Here is a 23516-nt window from a genome sequence, read left to right on the forward strand (position 1 = left end):
CCTATCCGCTGATGGCAACACGCCTGACGCCACTGGTCCCTATGGGGGAGGAGACCGGCGATGCTGCAATGCGGCAATCGCCTTGGCTCACGCGCGTCAATTTGTCCAGCATGGCCGACGTTGCCGAAGGATTTCTCGAACACGCCGGATTTGACCGCGGGCCATGGCTTGCCGCGATCCTTGCGGGGGGAATAGCTGCGTGGCTGGTTCTGCCCGGACCGGCCAGCTGGCTGGCTGCCATGGCCGGGGGGATCATCCTCAGTCTTGGCGCATGGGCCGCGTGGCGCGGGCGGGAGGACAGGGGGCGCCTGGTAATGGCTTGTGTGGCGGCGGGGCTGACCTTTGCCGCGGGTGTGGGCACGATCTGGGCGCGATCCGCGCTGGTTGGCGCGCCCGCCATCGAGCGGGCCATGTTTGGCCGCTTCGATGCCCGGATTCTCCAGCGGATCGAGCAGCCGGCAGAAGGGCGCACCCGGCTGGTGTTGGCCATCCGCGATCCCGAGACGACCGAACCAATGAAGGTGCGCGTGAACCTTCCACTTGCGCTGGATGATCCCTCCTTCCTCCCCGGCGCGGTTATCCGCCTACAGGCGCGGCTCATGCCGCCTGCACCGCCCATGCTCCCCGGCGGATACAATTTTGCCCGCGCCGCCTGGTTTGACGGGCTGGCGGCGACAGGTTCGGTGACCGCGCCGCCAGTGCTGTTGGAGGCCAGCCGGAACGAGCCGCTGCTGGCGGCCGCCAAACGACGCCTTGCCGCTCATGTGCGGGCGCAGATTGCCGGGCCGGCGGGGTCTATCGCCGCCGCCTTTGCCAGCGGGGATCGCGGGGCCATCAGCCAGGCGGACGAGGAAGCCATGCGCGATTCGGGCCTCACGCATCTGCTTTCCATCAGCGGCCTCCATGTCACGGCGTTGATCGGCGGAGCCTATCTGCTCGCTTTGCGGCTGCTTGCCTTGTGGCCGTGGCTGGTGCTGCGTGTACGCTTGCCGCTTCTGGCAGCGGGAGTGGGCGCGGGGGCAGGCATATTCTACACCCTGCTGACCGGAGCAGAGGTTCCCACCGTGCGCAGTTGCATCGCCGCGTTGTTGGTGCTGGGCGCGCTGGCCATGGGGCGCGAGGCCCTGTCATTGCGGATTGTGGCAGCCGCCGCCGCGATGGTCCTCCTGCTCTGGCCGGAATCACTGGTGGGGCCGAGCTTCCAGATGAGCTTCGCCGCAGTTATCGCTATCGTCGCGTTCCACGGCGCAGCACCTGTGCGCCGCTTTCTTGCCCCGCGCGAGGAAAACCTGCTGCGCAAATATGCGCGCCGCGCATGGGTGCTGCTGCTGACCGGAATCGTGATCGAGATCGCGCTGATGCCGATCGTGATGTTTCATTTTCATCGGGCCGGCACGTATGGCGCGCTGGCGAATGTGGTTGCGATTCCGCTGGTCACCTTCGTTTCGATGCCGCTGATCGCGCTGGCCCTGTTCCTCGATCTTGCCGGTCTGGGCGCGCCGGTCTGGTGGCTTGCGGGCAAGACGCTGGATCTGCTGCTCGCCATAGCCCGGTTCACCGCCGATCAGCCGGGGGCTGTCAAGCTGATGCCACAAATGGAACGCGCGACATTTGCGCTGTTTGTCATCGGTGGCCTGTGGCTGGCGCTGTGGAAAGGGAAGGCCCGGCTTGCGGGACTGCTGCCTGTGGGGATCGCAAGTGCCTTAATGGCGCTGACCCCCGTGCCCGATATCCTGATTTCGGGGGATGGGCGCCATGTCGGCATCACCGGAGAGAATGACGGGCTGCTGGTGCTGCGGCCAAGCCGGAGTTCCTACGTCACCGAAAATTTCATGGAGCTTGCGGGGGTAAAGGGCACACCGGTTCCCCTGTCGGAATGGCCGGGCGCTGAATGCAACGGCGACTTCTGCGTTGTGACGCTGAAGCGCGCAGGCCGCGATTGGCATATTCTGATGAGCCGCAGCCGCAACCAGGTAGCCGAAAGGGCACTGGCGGCGGCGTGCGAGAGGGCGGATATCGTTGTGTCTGATCGCTGGCTGCCGGCAAGTTGCCGCCCGCGCTGGATCAAGGCAGACCGGCGGAGCCTTTCCGAAACGGGCGGCCTTGCGATCAATCTGTCCGGCCCCGCACTGCGCAGCGTGGCCCAAGAGCAGGGCGAACATGGCTGGTGGCGCGGGGGTTAAGCTGCCTCTGGAGCCATTCCCCTGCGCAAATCCTCAGTGGTAGCGTCGCAGCAAGCCGGCAAGTTTGCCCTGAACCTGCACGTCGTGATCGTCATAGATCTGCGGATCATAGGCGCCATTGGCCGGATCAAGCCGGATCTTGCCGCCTTCATGCCGCAGATATTTGAGCGTTGCCTCCTCGTTGCGGATAAGTGCCACGACGATTTCGCCATCACGGGCGGTATTCGTCTTTTTCACCAGTGCGTAATCACCATCGAGAATGCCCGCCTCGATCATGGAATCGCCAGACACTTCCAGCGCGTAATGTTCGCCCGATCCCAGCAAAGCGGCGGGAACGGGAAGTGATTGCTGCCCCTCCAATGCCTCGATCGGAACGCCAGCCGCGATCCGGCCGTGGAGCGGCACATCGATCACATCGTACGCTGCGGACGGAACCGCGCGCGGCGCGGCAATATTGCCCCCCACCGCATCATTGGCAGAAGCCCGCAACTGCGGTGCGCGCGAGGCCGATACATCGTCGGGCTGCTTGAGCACTTCCAGCGCCCGGGCGCGATTGGCCAGTCGGCGGATGAAGCCGCGTTCTTCCAGCGCAGAAATCAGCCGGTGCACGCCCGACTTGGACTTGAGATCGAGCGCTTCCTTCATTTCCTCAAACGAGGGAGAAATGCCGGTCTCCTCCAGCTTCCTCTGGATGAAAACGAGCAATTCACGCTGCTTGGCTGTAAGCATGGGCTGGTTCCCTGAATTTCCGTTCCAATACGGGAACGAACGAGGAACAATTATGAAACAGTCCAACTCAAGTCAAGCGATACCGCCATTTTGGAGCAGAAAGACCTGCACGGGTGATCCCGCTTGCAGGGCGGGCGAGCCGGGTGGGCGGTAGATGAGCGCATTGGCCTGGCTGAGCACCCGCAAGGCGCTGCTGTCCTGTTCATCGAACGTCCGAACCGTGTCAGCCTTCGCAACGCCGCGCAAAAATTCAGCCCTGTCGCCGGTTGCCGGAAGATCGGCTTCAACGAGCCGCGTGACGGTTTGCGGCGCAGGTGCTGGATGGCCGCCGATCCGGCGCAGCAAGGGCAGGAGAAAGAGCCATGCGGTAACGAAGCTCGATACCGGATTGCCGGGAAGTCCCAGGACGACCGTTTTTCCGCGCCGGGCCACCATCAGCGGCTTTCCGGGTTTCAGCGCAATGCGCCAGAAATCGATTGTTGCGCCCCATTCCTCCAGCGCCGGCCGAACAAGATCGTGTTCGCCCACCGATGCACCGCCGCTGGTCACGATGACGTCAGCGGCGGAGGCAGTTTCCAGGGCGGCGAGCAGGGCAGCCTTGTTGTCGGCGACCGGGCCGATCCGCTCCACCGCGCAGACATAGGGAACAGCCATCGCGGCGAGCATCGGGCCGTTGCTGGAGGGGATCTGGTGCGGCAGCGCGGCTGCCGGATCGCTCGCCAGTTCGTCCCCGCTGTCGATTATGGCAAGCGAGGGGCGGCGGAACACCTCGACAGCGCCATGCCCGCCCATCAGGGCGAGCGCGAGAGCAGCCGGGGAAAGCGGGGTGCCTGCATCCAGCAGCGTATCGCCCGCAGCGAAATCGAAACCAGCGCGGCGGATATGCTTTGCCTCGGCCTTGCTGCCGGTGATTGTGCTGAGCTGACTTCCATCAATGCGCGCATTCTCTTGCAGCAGTATCGCATTCGCCCCGACGGGAACGAGCGCGCCAGTGGAGATGCGCACGGCCCGGCCGGCCGTCAGATCGCCGGCAAATGGATGCCCCGCCGCGCTTTCGCCCACGAGTTGCCAGGGGCCTGTTGGATCGCCGGCGCCGACGGCATAGCCATCCATTGCGGACAGATCGGCCGCAGGCTGGTTGCGCCGGGCAATAACGGCCTGGGCCAGAATACGCCCGCTTGCGCTTTGGGTCGGCACCTGCTCGGTGCCGGCGGGAGCGATCGCGGCAAGCAGCCGGTCTTGCGCCAATTGCCAGTCTAGCAAGCTGCCCGCCTTGCTCATGCTGCGCGCCAGTCCCCGCTTTTGCCGCCCGTCTTTTCGATCAGGCGCACATTCTCGATCACCATGCCCTTTTCCAACGCCTTGGCCATGTCATAGATCGTCAGCAAAGCCATCGCTGCGGCAGTAAGCGCCTCCATCTCAACGCCGGTCTTCCCGGTGAGGGAGGCGCGGGCGGATACGGCGATCCCCTCGGCCTCGAAAGTGAAATCAACCGCGACCGAATCCAGCGCAAGCGGATGGCAGAGTGGAATGAGTTCGCCCGTTCTTTTGGCAGCCATGATCCCGGCGATACGCGCGGCGGCCAGCACATCGCCCTTGGGGCCGGAACCCTCGCGCACCGCGGCGAGCGTTGCCGGCGCCATGCGGATGAAGCCGGCAGCGGTGGCGCTGCGGACGGTTGCGGATTTTCCGCCGACATCCACCATGCGCGCGGCGCCGCTATCGTCGAGATGGGTGAGTTTCGTCATGGCGGGGCCATGCCAGATTGAGCGGGCCTTGCACAGATGCCTGCTGGTTTCAGCGTCAGCCGTTGAGCAGCGCCCGAGTGGCGGCGGCGACATCGCCCTGGCGCATCAGGCTTTCCCCCACCAGGAAGGTGCGCACCCCGGCGGCGGCAAGGCGCAGGCAATCCGCATGGCTGTTGATCCCGCTTTCTCCCACCAGGAGTGTCCCTTCTGGCGCGAGCGGGGCCAGCCGTTCAGTGGTGCCCAGATCGGTCACAAAGGAACGCAGATCGCGGTTGTTGACCCCGATCAGGCGTGAGCGCAGGCGCGCGGCGCGTTCCATCTCAGCCTCGTCATGCACTTCCACCAGCACATCCATACCGCGCTCGATCGCGGCGGCCTCGATCTCGGCCATGACGCCTTCGTCCAGCGCGGCAACGATGATCAGGATGGCATCGGCCCCGATCGCGCGGGCTTCGGCAACCTGCCAGGGATCAACCATGAAATCCTTGCGCAGCACCGGCAGGTCGCACGCCGCGCGGGCGGCAATCAGATAATCCTCATGGCCCTGGAAATAGGGCGCGTCGGTGAGCACCGAGAGGCAGGCTGCACCTCCCGCCTGATAGGCGCGGGCATGGTCGGCGGGCGCGAAATCCGCCCGGATCAGGCCCTTGGAAGGACTCGCCTTCTTGATCTCAGCAATCAGCGCGAATTCTTCTACCGCCTTGGCGCGCAGCGCCGCCTCGAACCCACGTGGTGCGGATTGGCTGGCGGCGGCGGCATCCAGATCGGCAAGCGAGGCGAGCGCCTTGCGCTGCGCCACCTCGCCGCGCTTGGTGTCGCAGATTTCGATGAGCTTGTTGGTCATGGTTCCGGTCACCTGCACGCGGCGATCCAGCAATCGAGCAGCGCCTTGGCAAGCCCCTTGTCGATGGCTTCCGCGGCTTCTTCCACGCCTTCGCGCCAGCCCGCTGCCTCGCCCGCCACAATCAGCGCGCCCGCCGCGTTCAGCAGCACGGCATCGCGGTATGCGCCTTCCTCGCCATCCAGCAGACGGCGCAAGGCGGCCGCGTTAAAGGCTGCATCGCCGCCGCGAATGGCGTCGAGCTTGTGGCGGGCAAGGCCGGCATCCTCCGGCGAAACGGTGTCGGAAATCCCATCAATGCCAAGGGTCGCAACCCGGCTTGGCCCGGCAATGGAAAGCTCATCCAGCCCTTCCATACCGGCGACAATCATGACCTTGTCCATGCCAAGCAATTGCATGGCATCGCGGTAGATCGGTACATAGGCAGGGTTGGCGATGCCGATCAGCTGGCGCGATACGCCTGCCGGATTGGCAATGGGCCCAAGCAGGTTGAAAATCGTGCGCCGACCAATCACCCGCCGGATGGGCATCACCCATTTCAGCGCGGGATGATACGCCTGCGCAAACAGGAAGGCGATGCCAATATCAGGCAGCGTCTGTTCCGCCACTTCGCCCACACGCGACAGGTTGAGTCCCAGCGCCTCCAGCGTATCCGCTGCGCCCGCCTTGGAACTGGCCGCGCGGTTGCCGTGCTTGGCCACGGGCACGCCGCAAGCCGCCACCACCAGCGCGACAGCGGTGGAGATGTTGAGGCTGTGCTGCCCGTCGCCGCCGGTGCCGCAGACGTCTATGGCGTTGGCCGGGGCGACGATGCGCTTCATCCGGGCGCGCATGGCGCTGGCCGCGCCGGCAATTTCTTCCGCCGTTTCGCCCCGTTCAGCCATATCTGTCAGCAATTCGCGGATATCGGCATCGGCCATCTTACCGTCGAGCATCCGCCCGAACAGCGCCTCTGCCTCGGCAAAGGACAGGCTCATGCCGCGATGGCTTTCGGTTCGATCCCGCACAACGCCAAGAAATTGGCAAGCAGGGCATGGCCGTGTTCGGTCGCAATGCTTTCAGGGTGGAATTGCACGCCGTGAATCGGCAGATCCCGGTGACGGAAGCCCATCACTGCCGTGCCATCAATCCCCGGCGTTTCGCTGGTCGCGTTGACCAGAAGGCAATCGGGAATGTCCTCCACGATCAGCGAGTGATAGCGCGTGGCGGTGTAAGGGCTGGGCAGGCCGGCAAATACTCCGGTGCCGTCGTGGGTGACGAGAGAGGTTTTGCCGTGCATCAGCCCGCCGCGCACCACTTTGCCGCCAAAATGCTGGCCGATCGACTGGTGCCCAAGGCACACGCCAAGCAGCGGCAGACCGGCATCGGCACAGGCACCTACCAACGGCAGGCTGATCCCCGCCTCATTCGGGGTGCAGGGACCAGGTGAGAGCAGCACGCCCGCAGGCTTCAGCGCCAGGGCTTCGGCCACACTCAGCGCATCGTTGCGCACCACCTGCACCTCTGCCCCCAATTCCATCACGTAATGGACCAGGTTGAAGGTGAAGCTGTCGTAATTGTCGATGACGAGGATCATGGCTGCGCCCTATCGGCCCGAAGCGGGGTGAGCCGCAAGGGTATTGATGGCGGTATTCGTGGTCACTGCCCGAACTCCGGCTCGGCTGCCACGCGCGCCGCTTCGCGCGCGGCCGCTACCAGGGCGCTGGCCTTGTGACGGCATTCGGCCGCTTCATAGGCAGGATCGCTGTCCGCCACGATCCCGCCGCCTGCCTGCACGTGCATAACCCCGTCCTTCACCACGGCGGTACGCAAAACGATGCAGCTGTCCACCGAACCATCGGGCGCGAAATAGCCCACGCCGCCTGCGTAAGGCCCGCGCGTCTCGGGCTCCAGTTCGGCAATGATCTGGCAGGCGCGCACCTTGGGCGCGCCCGAAACCGTGCCTGCCGGAAAGCCTGCGAACAGCGCGTCCAGCGCGTCCTTTCCCGGCGCCAGCTTGCCCACGACATTGCTGACGATGTGCATGACATGGCTGTAACGTTCGATGGTGTAGCTGGCGGTCACTTTGACGCTGCCCGCCGATGCCACGCGGCCCACATCATTGCGGCCCAGATCGAGCAGCATCAGATGTTCGGCACATTCCTTGGGATCGGCCAGCAGGCTTGCCTCGTTCGCCGCATCTTCCTCAGGTGTCTTGCCGCGCGGGCGCGTGCCGGCGATGGGCCGAATGGTCACTTCGGCTTCGCCATGTGCATCAGGGCGTACGCGCACCAGAATTTCGGGGCTGGAGCCGACCACGGCAAAGCCTGGCAGATCGAGAAAATAGAGGAAAGGCGAGGGGTTCACCCGCCTCAAGGCCCGGTAAAGCGCAAAGGGCGGAAGCGGGAAGGGGCAGGTAAAACGCTGCGCCAGCACCACCTGGAAGATATCGCCCGCGGTGATGTAATCCTTGGCTTTCAGCACCATGGTTTCGTAATCGGCCGGGTCGAGCACCGCGTTCAGCGCCATTTCCGGCAGATCCTGCACGCGGGGCGTATGCGGTGCGGCACGGCCCAGCTTGCGCAGCGCCTCGTCAATCCGCTCGCCCGCCAGATCGATCGCGCGATCAGGGTCGTTGCCATCTGCCCACAGCGGAGCAATACAGAACAGGCTGTCGGTGAGCCGGTCGAACACCAGCACCAGGGTTGGCCGGGCAAACAGCATATCGGGCAAGGCAAGCGCGCTTTGCGGCGCACGCGGAAGCTTTTCGACAAGGCCGATGGTCTCGTACCCGAAATAGCCCACGATGCAGGCGAGCGCCGAGGGCAGCTCTGCCGGGACTTCGATGCGGCACGATTGCACCAGCGCGCGAAGTTCGGACAGGCTGTCACCCGGCAGGGGGGTAAAGGCATCCCGCTCGTGCTGCCATTGCCGGTTCAGTTCGCATTGTGCGCCTGTGGCACGAAACATCAGATCGGGATCAAGGCCCAGCAGCGAATAACGCCCGCGCACTTCGCCGCCTTCCACCGATTCCAGCAGGAAATCGCCGCGCCCCGGCTCGATCAGCTTGAGCGCTGCGCCCACCGGTGTTTCGGTGTCGGCCACCAGCTTGCGCCAGATCAGCGCGTGGCGGCCAGCGGCCAGCGCGGCACGGGCATTGGCGGCATTTTCGGGGCGCGCGGCGGACAGGGTTTGAGGTGCGTTCAGCGGACCGCTCCTCAGTTTCCGCGGCCGGTCAATTGCGACGCGACGGCTTCGACCGCCGGTTCGTTGATTTCCACCTTCACCACTGCGCGAATGGCGGCGATGAACTGATCGGCCAGTTCGCGGGGCTGGAAGGGCAGCAATTGCAGCGCCGTTTCGCGCACGATCGGGTTGTCGGTTTCCACGTCGGGCGCGCTGATGTCGTTCAGCTGCACGATGAACCAGGCACCGGCTTCGGGTGCTTCCAGACCCTTGGTGGTGCCTTCCGCCATCGAGAAGAACAGCGCAACCGGGCGGCCGACCTGGCCGGAACGTTCCACCTCCTGACGGCTGAAACGCAGCGTCTGCGGCGCGGGGATGTTGACGCGTTCGGCCTGAAGCGCGGCAGCGAGCGTAGTGCCGCCCTCCACCCGCGTCAGGATGCGCTGCACCGCGCCACCTGCGAGCCGCATACCTTCACTGCGCTTCCAGTCGGCGATGACGCGCGGGCGGATTTCGGCAAGCGGGGCTACGGCAGAGGGCGTGATGTCCGCCACATCGAAAATGATGAAGCTTGTGCCCGGCACGGCCTCGGCAAGTTGCGGATTGCCGCGCTCCATCTCGAAAGCGGTGGACAGGACGGGGGCAAGCGCGGCAGGTGCCGATTCCATCGTGCCATAGACTTGTCCTGCGGCCGTCACCGGGCGCGTGGTGGAAAGTTCCACGCCCAGTTCCTGCGCCACTTCGGCAAGGCTGCGGCCTTCGGAAAACTCCTGCTCGATCCGCGCGGTTCCATCGCCGAGTGCGATCTGGCGCAATTCGGAGGCAAGCTGCTCGGCAATTTCGCCGCGCACCTGGGGGAGTGTGCGGGCGGCACGCCGTTCGATGCTGTCGACGCGCAGCACATACCAGCCCAGACCGCCCTGCGCCGGCGCGGTGATGGTGCGATTGGCGGCGGCAAAGGCCGCGTCTGCCACGGCATTGCTGGTTTGCGCGGCAAAATCGGCGCGGGAAACCGGGCCCACGCGGGTCGTGCCCAGGCCCTTGCTGCGCGCCGATGCTTCCAGACTGGTTCCGCCGCGCACTTCATCCACAATCGCCTGTGCGGCGGCCTGTGTGGGGGCAATCAGCTGCGTGAAGCTGCGCGTTTCGCTTGCCGCATAGAGCGCGCTGTCCCGTTCGAAACGCTCCGCAATCTGGGCCTCGGTCGGGGTGGCGGCGGCGCCAAAGGCTTCTTCACCGAAAACCGCATAACGAATGACGCGTCGTTCGGGGCGAATGTAATCGGTGCTGTTGGCCCGATAGAACGTCTGCAATTGGGCGTCGGTGGGGTCACCGGCGGGCGCAAAGGCTTCGGCCGACAGGGCCGCGATCAGGCCGCTGCGCGTCTCCAGCCGAAGCTGGGCATAACGCTGCGCCATTTTCAGCGGCATCTGCGGCACCAGTTCGGCCGGGCCGACCATCTGGCGGGCGAGCAGGCCCATGGCGAGGTCGCGGCGGAACGTGTCTTCGCTGATGCCCTGCTGGCGCAGCGCGGTGCGGAACGCCTCGGTATCGAAACTGCCGTCCAGCGCGCGCATATTCGCCATGCCCACGATTTCGCTGTCAACCAGCCGCGATCCGGCGCGAAAACCCATCTGCTGCGCAAATTCGGCAATCGCGGTGCGGTTGATCAGGTCGTCCAGCGTGTCGCGCAGACCGTTTTCGGCGATGAAGGCTTCCATGGACAGCGTGGGGTTCTGCTGCCGGATGCGGGCAAGCACATTGCTGGTGCGCTGTGCCAGATCGCTGGAATCAATCCGCGTGTCGCCAACCACGGCTACCCGGTCTCCCCCGGCAACACCGCCGAACGTGCCGGTGTTCGCCACGTCCGAACTGGCAAAGGCAAACGCGATCAGCGCCAGAAAGCCCAGGGTAACGGCAATGCCTACCTTCGATTGGAAGAAGCGGCGGAAGAACTGGAGCATGATGGGGCGGGTCTCGTCTGGCAGTATGGCAAAAGGGGCATTGTGAACGCTTGCGGCACAACAGCGGGCGGGCCGTGCGCCCCGCGCTTTATCGCCCCTGCGGCGCGCCCGCAACAGCCATGCGCACATACCGCCTGCGCAGAAAACCGGCTTTGACAAGCGCGGCAGCGCGCTCTAGCGCGCAGGCCATTGCCGTCCCTGCTGGCGGATCACGGAATAGTCCTGTGTTGGATATTGCAAGGTAACAAGATGGCCGTGCGCCCCTATATCGTTGGAAACTGGAAAATGCATGGAACCCGTTCCATGCTGTCGGAAGCCCGCGCAATCGATCGCGCGGCAGAACGCCTGATCAAGGTGGAAGTGGCGCTGGCGCCGCCTTTCACGCTGATCCACGCCACGCGCAAGGAAGCCGGCCTGATCGGCGTTGGCGCGCAGGATTGCCATGCGGCCGAAGGCGGCGCGCATACGGGCGATATTTCGGCCGCCATGCTGAAAGATGCGGGCGCGGGCTTTGTCATCGTGGGCCATTCCGAACGGCGCGCCGATCACGGTGAAAAGGACGCCGATGTAAAGGCCAAGGCCGAATCGGCGCTGGCCGTTGGCCTTTCCGTGATCGTCTGCGTGGGCGAAACCGAAGAGCAGCGCGACGCCGGCAAGGCCGAAAGCGTGGTGGCCCGCCAACTCAAGGGCTCGCTTCCCACCGCCGATGGTGCCGCTGACAAGGTGACTGTCGCCTACGAACCCGTTTGGGCCATTGGCACCGGCCGCACGCCCACGACGGACGATGTGAGCGCCATGCACCGCGCCATTCGCAAGGTGCTCAAGGATTTCTATGGCGACGAAGCTGGCGCCAAGGTCCGCATCCTTTATGGCGGATCGGTCAAGGCCGAAAACGCCGCTGAATTGCTGGCCGCTGATGATGTGGGCGGGGCGCTGGTTGGCGGTGCCAGCCTGACGGCGGAAAGCTTCCTCGGCATCATCGCCGTGGCCGCCGAAATGCAGGAAGGCTGAAGCGGCGCACGCCAGCTTGCAAAGCCCCATCTTGCTCTGGCGGCCTGCCGCCCCTAGATAGACGCATCATTTTGCCGGAACCCTTTTCATGAGCCTTTTTCTTTTCCTCACTGTGGTGCAGGCCATTGTGGCCTTTGCGCTGGTCGTGGTGGTGCTGATGCAGCGCTCGGAAGGGGGAGGGCTTGGCATTGGCGGCGGCGGCAGCCCCGGCGGCCTGATGTCGGCGCGCGGTGCGGCGGATTTCCTCACCCGCACGACCAAGTGGCTGGCGGTGCTGTTTGTCGGCCTCTCCATTGCGCTGGCTGCGGTCGCCATCAACGCAACCTCCGGCCGCGAGATTGACGACAGTCTGCAGCGCACCGTTGCCCCTGCGGCGGCACCGATCGAAGGGCTGGAGCCAGCAGGCGATGCAACCCCGGCAGGCGAAGCCGCGCCGGCCAATACCGATCCGCTTTCCGGCGTGGCGGAATAAGCCCGCGCGCACCTCGGCATCGCAATTCGGCCCCGTTTTGTCCCGCTTGCCGGGCGGGCGGAAATAACAATCGTGAATATCGGCAATTCGCGGCTTGCCACGAATCCGATTTGAACCCTACGGCTTCATTCCCATGGCGCGGTACATATTCATCACCGGCGGCGTGGTCTCATCGCTTGGCAAGGGACTGATGGCGGCAAGCCTTGCCGCTCTCTTGCAGGCGCGTGGCTACAAGGTCCGCATCCGGAAATTCGATCCCTATCTCAATGTCGATCCGGGCACGATGAGCCCGTATCAGCATGGCGAGGTCTATGTCACCGATGACGGGGCAGAGACCGACCTTGATCTGGGGCATTACGAGCGTTTTACGGGCGTTTCCGCGCGTCAAAGCGACAACATAACGTCGGGCCGCGTCTACCGGGACATCATCACGCGCGAACGGCGCGGGGATTATCTTGGCGCAACGGTGCAGGTGATTCCCCATGTGACCGATGCGATCAAGCAGTTCGCGCTGGCCGATCAGGAAGATCACGATTTCATACTGTGCGAAATCGGCGGCACGGTGGGTGACATCGAAAGCCTGCCCTTTATCGAGGCTATCCGCCAGCTGCGCAACGAATTGCCGATTGACCAGACCTGTCTCGTTCATGTGACGCTGGTTCCCTATATCAGCGCGGCGGGCGAACTGAAGACCAAGCCCACCCAGCATTCGGTGCGCGAACTGACCAGCCTGGGCGTGCAGCCCAATCTGCTGCTGTGCCGCTGCGAACATCCGCTGCCGGAGAACGAGCGCGCGAAAATCGCGCTGTTCTGCAATGTTCGCAAGGAGGCGGTGATTCAGGCGCTTGATGCCTCCAGCATCTACGCCGTGCCGCTGCAATATCACCGCGAAGGGCTGGATGCCGAGGTGCTGCGCCATTTCGGGATGCTGGAAGCATCGCGCGAACCCGATATGTCGGTCTGGGCCGACATCGTTGATCGCTACGAAAACCCCGAAGGCGAAGTGACGATTGGCGTTGTGGGCAAATATGTCGGCCTGCTCGACGCCTATAAATCGCTCAACGAAGCGCTGATCCATGGCGGAATGGCAAACCGGGTGAAGGTGCGCATACGCTGGATCGATGCCGAGATTTTCGAACTGCCCGACAGCGATATCGCCGCCCACCTCGAACCCATGCACGGCATCCTCGTGCCCGGCGGCTTTGGCGAGCGCGGGTCGGAGGGCAAGATTGCCGCGGTCCGCTTCGCGCGCGAACGCGGCGTGCCGTTCTTCGGAATTTGTCTGGGGATGCAGATGGCCTGTATCGAAGGGGCGCGCAACACCGCCGGAATTGCCGATGCCTCTTCTACCGAATTTGGTGAAACCAAGGAGCCGGTGGTGGGCATCATCACCGAATGGATGAGCAAGGAAGGCCTCCAGCAGCGCTCTGCGAACACCGATCTGGGCGGCACAATGCGCCTTGGTGCCTATGATGCCGTGCTGACCGGCAACAGCCATGTCTCGCAGATTTATGGCGGCGCAAGGCAGATTTCCGAACGCCATCGCCACCGCTACGAAGTGAACTCCGCCTATAAGGAGCCGCTGGAAAAGGGCGGGCTGGTGTTCTCGGGAATGTCACCCGACGGGCTTTTGCCCGAAATTGTTGAGCGGCCCGATCACCCGTGGTTCGTGGGTGTGCAATTCCATCCGGAATTGAAAAGCAAGCCGTTCGATCCGCATCCGCTGTTCGCTGGTTTCATCGCCGCGGCGGTGAAGCAGTCCCGCCTGGTGTGATGGTTAAGCTGGCGATAATTTCATAGGATATTTCCCTTGCCTTGGGGCGTTCCGGGGGCCAGAATCGGCCGCGGGAGACGGGGTGGAACATGACATTCAGGCGCGGGCAGGGCGATGGCCTTGCATTCGCGGCGAGGCGGCAGCGTTCGCGCGCTGCCGGCACAATCTTGTTGGCCCGGCACTCCCTTCTGCGACCCGGTGAGTGTCAAGTCGACAGGTCGGCGCTTTGCGCCGAGGGGCGGTGCTGTTCAACGGCACCGCCCCCATTGGGGTAATCGGGGAGGGGTCAGGCGACGTGCGAAGCCGCGTCGTCGTCGTCCTTGCTCACCACTTCCAGCTTGGCCTGTCCACCGATGGCGATCCTGCGCGGCTTCATGGCTTCGGGAACCTCGCGCACGAGGTCGATGACGAGCAGGCCATCCGCAAGATCAGCGCCTTGCACGCGGACATAGTCCGCAAGCTCGAAGCGGCGCTCGAAACCGCGGTTGGCGATGCCGACATGAAGCAATTCGCCCTCGGACTCTTCTTCCCGCTTGCGCCCTTGCACGACGAGCATATTGGCTTGGGCTGTGATTTCCAGATCCTGCAAGCGGAAGCCGGCCACGGCGATCGTGATCCGGTAGGAATCCGGCCCGCGCCGTTCGATATTGAAGGGCGGGTAATTGTCCCCGGCATTGCGCTGCGCCTGCTTCTCCAGCAGGTCGAACAGCCGATCAAAGCCCACGGTGGAACGGCGATAAGGTGTAAGGTCGATACGATTCATCTTCAGCAAATCCTCTGTTTTGAGCAATTTGTGTTTGCGAACCGGGCCCGTCATGGCACCCGGCAGGCTGCGCCAGCACCTCGCGCTGGCGACGCTTTTGAGATAGGGTAAAGACCTGCGCTTTCAAGTGCGGCCAAAGGTCTTAAACAGAAGGGTAGTTTCGTGGCGCAGCCAAAGGTTGAAATCTATACCAAGATGTTTTGCGGATATTGCGTGCGTGCCAAGGCGCTGCTGGATGCCAAGGGGGTGGATTACATCGAATATGATGTCACGATGGGTGGGCCCGAAAAGCGCGCCATGCTGGAGCGCAAGCCCGATGCGGTGACCGTGCCGCAAATCTTCATTGACGATGTGGCAATCGGCGGTTCGGACGATCTGGCCGCGCTGGACCGGGCGGGCAGGCTGGACGCGATGCTGGGCCTGTAACGCCATGCGTATCGGCCTGCTTCAGATGACCAGCGGCATTGATCCTGCCGCCAACGCGGCCACGCTGGTCGCAGCGGTGGAAGAGGCTGCGGCAGGTGGTGCACGCATCCTGTTCACGCCGGAAATGAGCGGCCTTGTCGACCGCAACCGGGCAAGGGCGGCAAGCAAGATCGTGGCCGCCGAAGCGGACCCGGTGCTGGCTGCGGTGCGCGAAGCAGCGGCGCGAAGCGGACTGTGCGTAGCGCTCGGCTCGCTGGCGGTGGCGCGGGGTGATGGCCGCTACGCCAATCGCGCCTTCGTCATTGCTGGAAACGGTGCAATTTTGGCCACTTACGACAAGATGCATATGTTCGATGTCGCCTTGGCCAGCGGCGAGAGCTGGCGCGAAAGTGCGGCCTATGCCCCCGGCAATAGCGTTGTCCATGTCGATTTGCCGCTGGGCGAAGGCGGTGATCTGGTGCGGCTGGGTCTGGCCATCTGCTATGACATCCGCTTTCCCGCATTGTTCGACGAACTGGGCCGGCGCGCCTGCGATATCATCGCCATTCCCGCCGCCTTCACCCGGCCAACGGGCGCGGCGCATTGGCACGTGCTGCAAAGGGCGCGAGCAATCGAGGCAAGTGCCTTTGTCCTGTCCGCCGCGCAAGTGGGCCGGCACGAGGACGGGCGCGAGACCTATGGCCATTCGCTCGCGGTCGATCCGTGGGGGGAAGTTCTGCTCGACCTGGGGGGAGACAAGGCCGGGCTTGGCTTTGCTGACCTCGATCTGGGCCGCATTGGGGAAGTGCGGCGGCAATTGCCCAGCCTTGCCAATCGTCGCGCGATCCCTAGATCGGATGCGTCATGATTGTGTTCGATCTTTCCTGCGGCCAGGGCCACCGGTTCGAAGGCTGGTTTGGCTCATCAGGCGATTTTGTCGCGCAGAAGCAGCGTGGTTTATTGTCGTGCCCGCAATGCGGCGATGGTGCGGTGGAAAAGGCGCCCATGGCCCCCGCCGTGCCGCGCAAGGGCAACCAGCGCGCAGAGGGGCCAATGCGGGGCCACGCCACACCTGCCATGCAGCAGATGAGCAATGCCCCGGTTCCGCCTGAGGTACAGCAGGCGCTCGCCAGGCTGGCCGAGGCGCAGGCAAGGGCGCTGAAGAACAGCAAGTGGGTCGGCTCACGCTTCGCGGACGATGCCCGCGCCATGCATTACGGCGAGATTGACCCCGCTCCGATCCATGGCGAGGCGAGTTTGGAGGAGGCCAAGCGCCTGCTTGATGAAGGGGTGGAAATTGTGCCCCTGCCGTTTCCTGTTGCGCCGCCAAAGGCGATCAACTGATTTCACCGCCCGGATGGCGCAAAAAGGCTTGACGCAGGCGCCAGACTAATCTTTCGATATTTCTCGAAAGGTAGTTTCGATGGCCGAAAAGGAATATGCCGAAGCCACAGTGTCGCTCTGGGCGGTGGAGGCGCTGGGCGCCTTGGCCCATGGCACCCGCCTGTCGGTGTTTCGCCTCCTTGTGACGGCCGGGCCGGACGGGCTGATTGCGGGCGCTATCGCGGAACGACAGGGCGTGCCGCCTTCCACCCTGTCGCACCATCTTGCCGCGCTTGAACGTGCCGGCCTGATCCTGTCCGAGCGGCAAAGCCGCCTGATCCGATATCGCGCCGATTACGCCGGAATGCGCCGCCTGTTGACGTTCCTGATGCAGGATTGCTGCCAAGGCGTGCCCGAAATGTGCCCCGACCTGTTGGCAGGGGCGAACTGCACCCCTCTTGGTTGAAGGATTCGCTCGTGACTGACATCATCATCTATCACAACCCCGCCTGCGGCACGTCGCGCAACACGCTGGCGCTGATCCGCCATGCGGGGATCGAGCCGCACGTGGTGGAATACCTGAAATCCCCGCCTTCGCGCGCCTTGCTGGAAAGCCTGATCGTGCGCGCCGGCCTGTCCCCGCGCGATCTGCTGCGCGAAAAGGGCACGCCGTTCGCCGAGCTGGGGCTCAGCGATCCGACCCTGACCGATGCGCAAATCATCGATGCGATGATGGCGCATCCGGTGCTCATCAACCGCCCGCTGGTTGTCTCGCCAAAGGGGGTCAAGCTGTGCCGGCCATCCGAGGAAGTGCTCGACCTTCTTCCGACCGGACAGATGGGCGCCTTTGCCAAGGAAGATGGCGAGCAGGTGATCGATGCTGATGGCCGCCGTGTAAAGAAGAACGGCTGACAGATGGCACGGGACAGGGCCGCCCTATCACCCATGGGGTTGTTTGAACGCTGGCTGTCATTGTGGGTAGCGCTGGCGATTGCTGCAGGCATCGTCCTTGGCAATATTGCCCCCGATGCCGTGGGGGCGCTCGCCTCGCTGGAGTTCGCTTCGGTCAATCTGGTCGTGGCGGTGCTGATATGGGCGATGATCTTCCCGATGATGGTCGGCGTGGATTTCGCCAGCATCCGCGATATCGGCCGCAAGCCGAAAGGCCTGATCATCACGCTGGTGATCAACTGGCTGGTCAAGCCCTTCAGCATGGCAGCCATTGCGGTTCTGTTCTTTGACTACCTCTATTCCGGACTTCTGCCGCGAGAGGACGCGCAGCAATATATCGCGGGCATGATCCTGCTGGGTGCGGCGCCCTGCACGGCGATGGTGTTCGTGTGGTCGCAGATGACCCGGGGTGATCCCGCCTATACGCTGGTGCAGGTGTCGGTGAACGATCTGGTGATGATCGTGGCCTTTGCCCCCATTGTCGCGCTGTTGCTTGGCGTTACCGACATTGTTGTCCCGTGGGAGACCCTGCTGCTCTCGGTCGTCCTTTATGTGGTGATTCCGCTGCTGGCCGGGGCAATGACGCGCCGCCGCATCATTGCGGCTGATGGCGGCGATGCAAAGGCGGTTGACGCCTTTACCGCCCGGCTGAAGCCCTGGTCGGTGATCGGCCTTTTGGCAACCGTGGCGCTGCTGTTTGCCTTTCAGGCCGGCACGATCGTGGCCAATCCGCTGCTTATTGCGCTGATCGCGATACCTATCATCATCCAATCCTACGGCATCTTTGCCGCCGCTTATGCCTGGGCATGGGCGTGGAAGGTGCCGCACAATATCGCCGCCCCTTGCGCGATGATTGGCACTTCAAACTTCTTTGAGCTGGCGGTGGCGGTCGCCATTGGCCTGTTCGGCCTGTCGAGCGGCGCGGCGCTGGCTACGGTGGTGGGCGTGCTGGTGGAGGTGCCGGTCATGCTGTCGCTGGTGGCCTTTGCCAATGCCACGCGCGCGCGGTTCAGCACTGGCTGAGCCAAAGGCTGGTGCGCCCGACAGGATTCGAACCTGTGGCCCCCGGATTAGGAATCCGATGCTCTATCCTGCTGAGCTACGGGCGCGCCGCCATTCCTTTAGGAAAGCGCCGGGTGGCTGGCAACCTTTCGAAACCGGGCAGGTGATACGCTCACAAGCGCACCACGACTTTGCCGATCTGCTGGTTGGATTCGAGAAAGCTGTTGGCCTCCACCAGCGATTCCAGTCCGTTGAAGGTTCTGGCTATAACGGGTTGCAGCTTGCCGGTTTCAAGGCCCGCGAGGATCGTATCGCGTGCGGCAGCGAAACGGTGCGGATGGTTCCAGATTTCACTCGCCACCCAGCCACGCATTGACGCGCCCTTGAACGCCATCGGCCAGTGCGGATAGGGCGTCGGTTCTCCGCTCAGCCCGCCATAGACGAACAGGATGCCGCGTTCCGCCAGCGCGCGCGCCAGCGTGTCGACATAGGGGCCGCCGACCGGATCGAAGGCGCAGGCCGCGCCCTTGCCGCGGGTGATCTGCATGACCCGTGCGACCAGATCCTCTTCCTCAGTCGCGATGACATGGGCCGCCCCCAAATCCTTGAGCGCGGCTGACTTTTCACCGGTTCGTGTGGCGGCAATCGGAATGGCACCGGCCCAATTGCACAGCTGAATGGCGGCAAGGCCGACGCTGGACGATGCCGCGGGAATGATGACCGCATCCGCCGGGCCAATCTCAGCCACTTCGTAGAGGGCATAGGCGGTCAAATACTGCATCCAGATCGCCGCCGCCTGTTCGATCGAGAGGAAATCGAGCGCAGGGAGCAGGATGCGCGCGGGCACAATAGCTTCTTCCGCCCAGATGCCGTATTCCCCTTGATGGATCATGGGCAACACGCAGACGCGCTGACCCACCGTGTAATCCGCTACGCCATCACCCAGCGCGGTGATGGTGCCGACGCCTTCGTATCCGATAAGGCTGGGGAGCTCAGGGCGCACGGGATATTTTCCCATGCGGTACATCGCCTCTGCCCGGTTGAGGCCGACCGCCTCCACGCGGATGCGCACATGGCCGGGGCCGGGTGTGCCCAGATCCATCTCCTCGATCAGCAGCTTTTCTGGCCCGCCGGTTTCGTGAAAGCGGATCACTCTGGTCATGGCGTGTCTCTCCCTCGGCGGCTGTCTTGCCAAGCAGGCGAGGCGGTGTCCAGCCGTGCCTGACGCGCAAAGGAAAGGGGCCTCTCCCGCGAAGGAGAGGCCCCAATCTGTTGGCTTGTGCCGTTCTGTTCCGGATTAGAACTGAATGTTCGCACCCAGGAAGAAGCGACGGCCGATCGTGTCGTAGAAGTTGGCGTTGAACGCGCCACCGGCCTGCTGACCTGCTGCCACATTGGCCGAAGGATTCACGCCGGTGTACGGCGGGGCCTTGTTGAACAGATTGTCCACACCAAAGCGCAGGTTGACAGCATCGCTCAGCGCATAAGTCCCGGTCAGGTTGAACAGGTTATACGACGGAGCGCCAAGCTGCGGAGTGGGCGCCAGAGCTTCGCCAGCATCCTCAACCGACGGCAGATGCTGCCACTGCAGGTTGATGCCCGCAGCACCCAGACGATAGCCGACATTGGCCAGAATGCGGTACTCGTACGAGCCGACATTCAGACCGGCCGCCGAGGTGCCGAAAGTGCCCACATAGTCCACCAGACCAAGCGCGGAGAGTTCGGCCACCTTATAGTGCAGGTAATAGTTACCCAGCAGGTTCAGGTTGACCGTGCCCGGCCCAAGATCGAACGCCCAGTCAAGCTGTGCGTCGATGCCCTGGATGTCCACGACGCCGTCATTGGTGAACGACATACGGATATTGCCCAGTGCCGGAGCGCTCGGGAAGCTGTCATACAGCACGCCCTGGCAGGCAAAGGTCTGGGCAGCCTGGGCTGCTTGCGATGCGCTGCCAGCCGCACCCGTGACAAACGGGTTGTACAGCGGGTTGAAGCAGGTCTGGATGGTCGCGCCCGGCGAGAAGCCGATCGCATTCTTCAGCTTGATGTTGAACCAGTCCACCGACAGACGCATCCGCGAGAACGCTTCCGAGGTGAAGGGCGACTGCAAGACCAGACCGGCCGTCCACGTGTCGGCAACTTCCGGACGCAGATTGGGGTTGCCAACCAGTGTCGGGAAAGCGAAGCCGCCACCCGGCGCCGGCTGCTGTGCCACAGGACGCGCGTAGTAGAGCGCTCCCTGACCAGCCCCTGCCGTGGCATTCATCACTGCCGTACACACCGCCTTGACGTCAGCCGCCTGTGCCGCGGTGTTGCCCGGAGCAGTCGGGTTTGCAGACAGACTGTATGTCGAGCGTTCAGAGCAGATGTCGCCCAGAGCGTTCACAGCGAATGTCTGCTGCGGCGCCAGGAACAGTTCGGCAATGTTCGGTGCACGTTCAGCGCGGTTGTAGCCGCCACGGAAACGCAGCCAATCGGTTACCGACCAGTCACCCAGGATCTTGTAGGTCCACGAGCCACCGGTGGTGCTGTAATCCGAATAGCGGCCACCCAGTTCCAGATTGAATTCCTGGATCAGCGGCAGGTCCGACAGAACCGGAACCAGCAATTCACCATAGAATTCATGCACATCGTAGAAGCCGCGCGAGTCAGCCGACGGATAGATGCCGATTGCCTGATCGAGGAACGATGCACCCTGAGTGGTCAGCGTGTCATTGATGAACTCGAAATCCTGCTCGCGGTAGCTGGCGCCAATCGCGAAGCGCAGGTCACCAGCCGGCAATTCGAACAAGCCGCCCTGAAGGTTGGCTTCCACAATGGTCTGGCGGATGGACGACCGGTTCTTCAGGTCGGCATTGATCGCGGCCTTACAGTCATCCGAAATTTCAGCCCATTCCAGCTTGAACACGTTCATGCCGGTCGTACAGGTCGCGAAATTCGCCCCGAAGTTTACGCGCGGCGAAGCCAGGTTCGAGTTCGAGTTGAAGTCGAGACCGAAGCCGGGCGACATGAAGAGCGTGCGGGTGCGGGCCAGCGAGAAGATGCCTTCCTGACGCGACAGGGTGTTCGATTCGCCATGGTTGACGAACATTTCCCACGTCCAGTCCGTGCCAGGCACATAACCTTCAAGACCAGCGGTGAGCTGATAGGTCAGCACATCGTTGTAACCTGAACGGTTTTCCGGAACGCCATAGCGCAGATCGACGCGGCCATTGGGATCGGCACGGGAATCGAGCAGCGTCTGCAGCTGTGTCGGCAGGAATGCACGGAACAGGTCGTTATTGGTACAACCACCCGTGGCATTCAGGGCGCAAGCGAAGTTATCGCCATATGCCGAGCGGAAGGCAGGGTTCGTGGGGTTATCGGACAAATCGCCCGGCGTGTTGTCCACATAGGCCGAGCCGTTAAAGATCATGCCGTTGAGGATGACCGAGCTGGGCAGACCATACGAACCGTTGGCAGTGCTCGGGATGGCCGAGCCGGTGTAAACGCCCGTGCCGTAGGGGAAGAACACGTCCCAGCCGCCGGTGAACGCGCCACCCTGCTGCGTGGTCCGCGAGGACACATGGCTGAACATACCCTGCGCGAAGACGCCGATCCAGTCATTGATCTCGTAATTGCCGTTGAAGATCGCGTTGTAGCGGGTCAGCGGCAGAACGAGGTAAGGCGTGGTGTCGATAAAGGTCAGCGCACCGGTATCGGTGATCTTCGCAACGTCATTCTGATACCGCGTGCCGTCCCAGCGACCCTGCGCACCCTGCTGGTTGCGGCCGATGGTGAACAGGCTGCCGTCGGTGGGATTGACGTAGACGTTGAAGTTCGACGGCCCAGGTGCAAAGCTGAAGCCCGAAACCGTGTTGGAACACGGGTTGCCCGCCAGCGGCGTGGTTCCGCAGGCCGGCGCAAAGTTCGGCGTCGTACCCGGGAAGATGGTGTTGTAGAACGTGTTGCTGTTGGGCGCGTTGGGGCCTTCCAGCGCAACACCGGCATACAGCGGGAAGAAGCGACCGCCGCCGGTGGTCGGATCATTCCAGAGGTCGCGATACCACTTGCGGTCGCGCTGGTAATTCGCTTCGCGGGTGTTGAGCGACATCGCAATCGAGATGTTGCCCCGACCATCAGCGAAATCGGTGCCCATGATGCCCGAAAGCTGGTATTCGAAGCCGTCACCTTCCTGGGTGATGTTCGCCTGCGCATCCAGTTCAAGACCGTTGAGGTTCTTCTTCAGGATGAAGTTGGTGACGCCGGCGATCGCGTCGGCACCGTAGGTCGCCGAAGCGCCGCCGGTGATGATTTCCACACGCTCCACCGCCGCTGCCGGGATCGTGCTGATGTCGACAACACCCGAAGCGTTGCCAGGAGTCGCGCGCCGACCGTCGATCAGCACAAGGTTACGGTTGGCACCGATACCGCGCAGCGAGATGGTCGCACCACCCGGCGTGTTGGTCGCAGTCGGCTGAATGTCGCCGCCCTGCGTCGGCGTCTTGGCCGGAGTGAACTGCGGCAGACGGTTGAGGTTGGATTCGAGTGCCGCCGTAGAGGTGCGCTCCAGCAGCGTCTCGTCGATGGTGACGATCGGGCTGTTTGCCTCGAAATCCTGGCGCTGAATGCGCGAGCCGGTGACCACGATGCGGTCGCTGCTGCTTGCGCCTTCGTCTTGCGCCACGGCCGGCGCGGCCATCGCGAAAGTGCTGGCCCCACCGGCCAGCAGCAGGGCCTTGAAGACCTGCTTGTTGCTCAAACTCCTCACTTGGTGCTCCCTTCACAGTGAACGCACGCCGCCCGAAGGCAATCGCGCGATTTTAATATCCCCCTGCCGGCTTCGGGCATCGGCGTTGCGCCGCTTGCCATCCCCTGAAGGCCTTGCGGCCCGGCAGATGAACTTCGTTATGGGGGTCGGAAAAACAGGAACGCCGGCGCTTCCGGCTCCATCAACGGCCATTTCGACCAGATGTTCTAGACTCTCTCCCCCAGCGACTTGTCCCTTGTTGAATCGGGCAAGACCGCAGAGTTGTTTGCATATTGCGTGATGTTGACAGTGTCTAGCCCGCTTCCCCTGGTCGGTTGGGGAAAGAAGGGCCGCTGCGGGGCTTTGCGCCGGGAAATGGGGAAAGGGTGGGCAGGATTAACAGTTGCTCGCGTAACGAAAATTGAAAAGAATACCGATAAGTCAGTATTTTGCGGC

The 23516-nt window shown here is 63.4% G+C and carries 21 protein-coding genes and 1 tRNA gene; 10 read left to right on the forward strand and 12 right to left on the reverse strand.

All coding sequences use genetic code 11. From position 1 onward, the window contains the following. Positions 1 to 11: 11 nt before the first annotated feature. A complete protein-coding gene (locus tag WFP44_RS03285; RefSeq protein ID WP_336924924.1) occupies positions 12 to 2183 on the forward strand; it encodes a ComEC/Rec2 family competence protein in 2172 nt (723 codons plus the stop codon). Positions 2184 to 2216: 33 nt separating this feature from the next. Here WFP44_RS03285 and lexA read toward each other — a convergent pair whose 3' ends face one another. From lexA to WFP44_RS03325, 8 genes are all read right to left on the reverse strand, one after another. After that, positions 2217 to 2912 (reverse strand): transcriptional repressor LexA, encoded by a 696-nt coding sequence (gene lexA, locus WFP44_RS03290; RefSeq protein ID WP_336924925.1) that lies wholly within the window; start codon positions 2910 to 2912, stop codon positions 2217 to 2219. 72 nt (positions 2913 to 2984) lie between these two features. Beyond that, positions 2985 to 4193 carry a molybdopterin molybdotransferase MoeA gene (locus WFP44_RS03295; RefSeq protein WP_336924926.1) on the reverse strand — a complete coding sequence of 403 codons (1209 nt, stop codon included), beginning with the start codon at positions 4191 to 4193 and terminating at the stop codon, positions 2985 to 2987. Further along, on the reverse strand, positions 4190 to 4660 hold the full coding sequence (gene moaC, locus WFP44_RS03300; RefSeq protein ID WP_336924927.1) for a cyclic pyranopterin monophosphate synthase MoaC: 471 nt from the start codon (positions 4658 to 4660) through the stop codon (positions 4190 to 4192). The genes WFP44_RS03295 and moaC overlap by 4 nt, the downstream gene beginning before the upstream one ends. Positions 4661 to 4715: 55 nt before the next feature. Next, complete coding sequence (trpC, locus tag WFP44_RS03305; RefSeq protein WP_336924928.1) at positions 4716 to 5504, reverse strand: indole-3-glycerol phosphate synthase TrpC; 789 nt, start codon at positions 5502 to 5504, stop codon at positions 4716 to 4718. An 8-nt stretch (positions 5505 to 5512) separates the two neighbouring features. Further along, a complete protein-coding gene (trpD, locus tag WFP44_RS03310; protein WP_336924929.1) occupies positions 5513 to 6478 on the reverse strand; it encodes an anthranilate phosphoribosyltransferase in 966 nt (321 codons plus the stop codon). Further along, the gene (locus WFP44_RS03315) at positions 6475 to 7077 is read right to left on the reverse strand and encodes an anthranilate synthase component II (RefSeq protein ID WP_336924930.1); all 603 of its coding nucleotides are present in this window, start codon (positions 7075 to 7077) and stop codon (positions 6475 to 6477) included. Before WFP44_RS03315 ends, trpD begins: the two co-directional genes overlap by 4 nt. Before the next feature lie 62 nt (positions 7078 to 7139). Further along, complete coding sequence (trpE, locus tag WFP44_RS03320; protein WP_377922583.1) at positions 7140 to 8669, reverse strand: anthranilate synthase component I; 1530 nt, start codon at positions 8667 to 8669, stop codon at positions 7140 to 7142. Between the two features lie 29 nt (positions 8670 to 8698). Next, a complete protein-coding gene (locus WFP44_RS03325) occupies positions 8699 to 10630 on the reverse strand; it encodes a peptidylprolyl isomerase (protein ID WP_336924931.1) in 1932 nt (643 codons plus the stop codon). Between the two features lie 249 nt (positions 10631 to 10879). Between WFP44_RS03325 and tpiA the strand changes: the two genes are divergently transcribed. The 3 genes from tpiA to WFP44_RS03340 all read left to right on the forward strand — a co-directional run bounded on the left by tpiA (position 10880) and on the right by WFP44_RS03340 (position 13887). Beyond that, positions 10880 to 11641 (forward strand): triose-phosphate isomerase, encoded by a 762-nt coding sequence (tpiA, locus tag WFP44_RS03330; protein WP_336924932.1) that lies wholly within the window; start codon positions 10880 to 10882, stop codon positions 11639 to 11641. Positions 11642 to 11729: 88 nt separating this feature from the next. Beyond that, on the forward strand, positions 11730 to 12113 hold the full coding sequence (secG, locus tag WFP44_RS03335) for a preprotein translocase subunit SecG (RefSeq protein WP_336924933.1): 384 nt from the start codon (positions 11730 to 11732) through the stop codon (positions 12111 to 12113). Positions 12114 to 12246: 133 nt separating this feature from the next. Beyond that, positions 12247 to 13887 carry a CTP synthase gene (locus WFP44_RS03340; RefSeq protein WP_336924934.1) on the forward strand — a complete coding sequence of 547 codons (1641 nt, stop codon included), beginning with the start codon at positions 12247 to 12249 and terminating at the stop codon, positions 13885 to 13887. Between the two features lie 286 nt (positions 13888 to 14173). On the opposite strand, the gene WFP44_RS03345 is transcribed toward WFP44_RS03340, so the two are convergent. After that, a complete protein-coding gene (locus WFP44_RS03345) occupies positions 14174 to 14650 on the reverse strand; it encodes an Hsp20 family protein (RefSeq protein WP_336924935.1) in 477 nt (158 codons plus the stop codon). Positions 14651 to 14812: 162 nt separating this feature from the next. Between WFP44_RS03345 and grxC the strand changes: the two genes are divergently transcribed. From grxC to arsB, 6 genes are all read left to right on the forward strand, one after another. Next, a complete protein-coding gene (gene grxC / locus WFP44_RS03350; RefSeq protein ID WP_336924937.1) occupies positions 14813 to 15076 on the forward strand; it encodes a glutaredoxin 3 in 264 nt (87 codons plus the stop codon). Positions 15077 to 15080: 4 nt separating this feature from the next. Further along, positions 15081 to 15923, forward strand: a complete 843-nt coding sequence (locus WFP44_RS03355; protein ID WP_336924938.1) for a carbon-nitrogen hydrolase family protein — start codon at positions 15081 to 15083, stop codon at positions 15921 to 15923. Then, positions 15920 to 16399 carry a DUF1178 family protein gene (locus WFP44_RS03360; protein ID WP_336924939.1) on the forward strand — a complete coding sequence of 160 codons (480 nt, stop codon included), beginning with the start codon at positions 15920 to 15922 and terminating at the stop codon, positions 16397 to 16399. The genes WFP44_RS03355 and WFP44_RS03360 overlap by 4 nt, the downstream gene beginning before the upstream one ends. Positions 16400 to 16478: 79 nt before the next feature. Further along, entirely contained in the window at positions 16479 to 16844 is a 366-nt protein-coding gene (locus WFP44_RS03365) for an ArsR/SmtB family transcription factor (protein WP_336924940.1), read from the forward strand. Positions 16845 to 16855: 11 nt separating this feature from the next. Next, positions 16856 to 17290, forward strand: a complete 435-nt coding sequence (arsC, locus tag WFP44_RS03370; protein ID WP_336924941.1) for an arsenate reductase (glutaredoxin) — start codon at positions 16856 to 16858, stop codon at positions 17288 to 17290. 33 nt (positions 17291 to 17323) lie between these two features. Then, a complete protein-coding gene (gene arsB, locus WFP44_RS03375; protein ID WP_336924942.1) occupies positions 17324 to 18352 on the forward strand; it encodes an ACR3 family arsenite efflux transporter in 1029 nt (342 codons plus the stop codon). A 9-nt stretch (positions 18353 to 18361) separates the two neighbouring features. Here arsB and WFP44_RS03380 read toward each other — a convergent pair. The 3 genes from WFP44_RS03380 to WFP44_RS03390 form a co-directional block, all read right to left on the reverse strand. Continuing rightward, positions 18362 to 18438: transfer RNA gene (locus WFP44_RS03380), tRNA-Arg, on the reverse strand. A gap of 65 nt (positions 18439 to 18503) precedes the next feature. Then, entirely contained in the window at positions 18504 to 19493 is a 990-nt protein-coding gene (locus tag WFP44_RS03385; protein WP_336924943.1) for a zinc-dependent alcohol dehydrogenase family protein, read from the reverse strand. Between the two features lie 135 nt (positions 19494 to 19628). Further along, positions 19629 to 23072: a TonB-dependent receptor domain-containing protein gene (locus tag WFP44_RS03390; RefSeq protein WP_336924944.1), complete on the reverse strand. Its 3444-nt coding sequence runs from the start codon at positions 23070 to 23072 to the stop codon at positions 19629 to 19631. Positions 23073 to 23516 lie beyond the last annotated feature (444 nt).

Origin of the sequence: Alteraurantiacibacter palmitatis (assembly GCF_037154115.1) — a bacterium.
Classification (GTDB): domain Bacteria; phylum Pseudomonadota; class Alphaproteobacteria; order Sphingomonadales; family Sphingomonadaceae; genus Alteraurantiacibacter; species Alteraurantiacibacter palmitatis.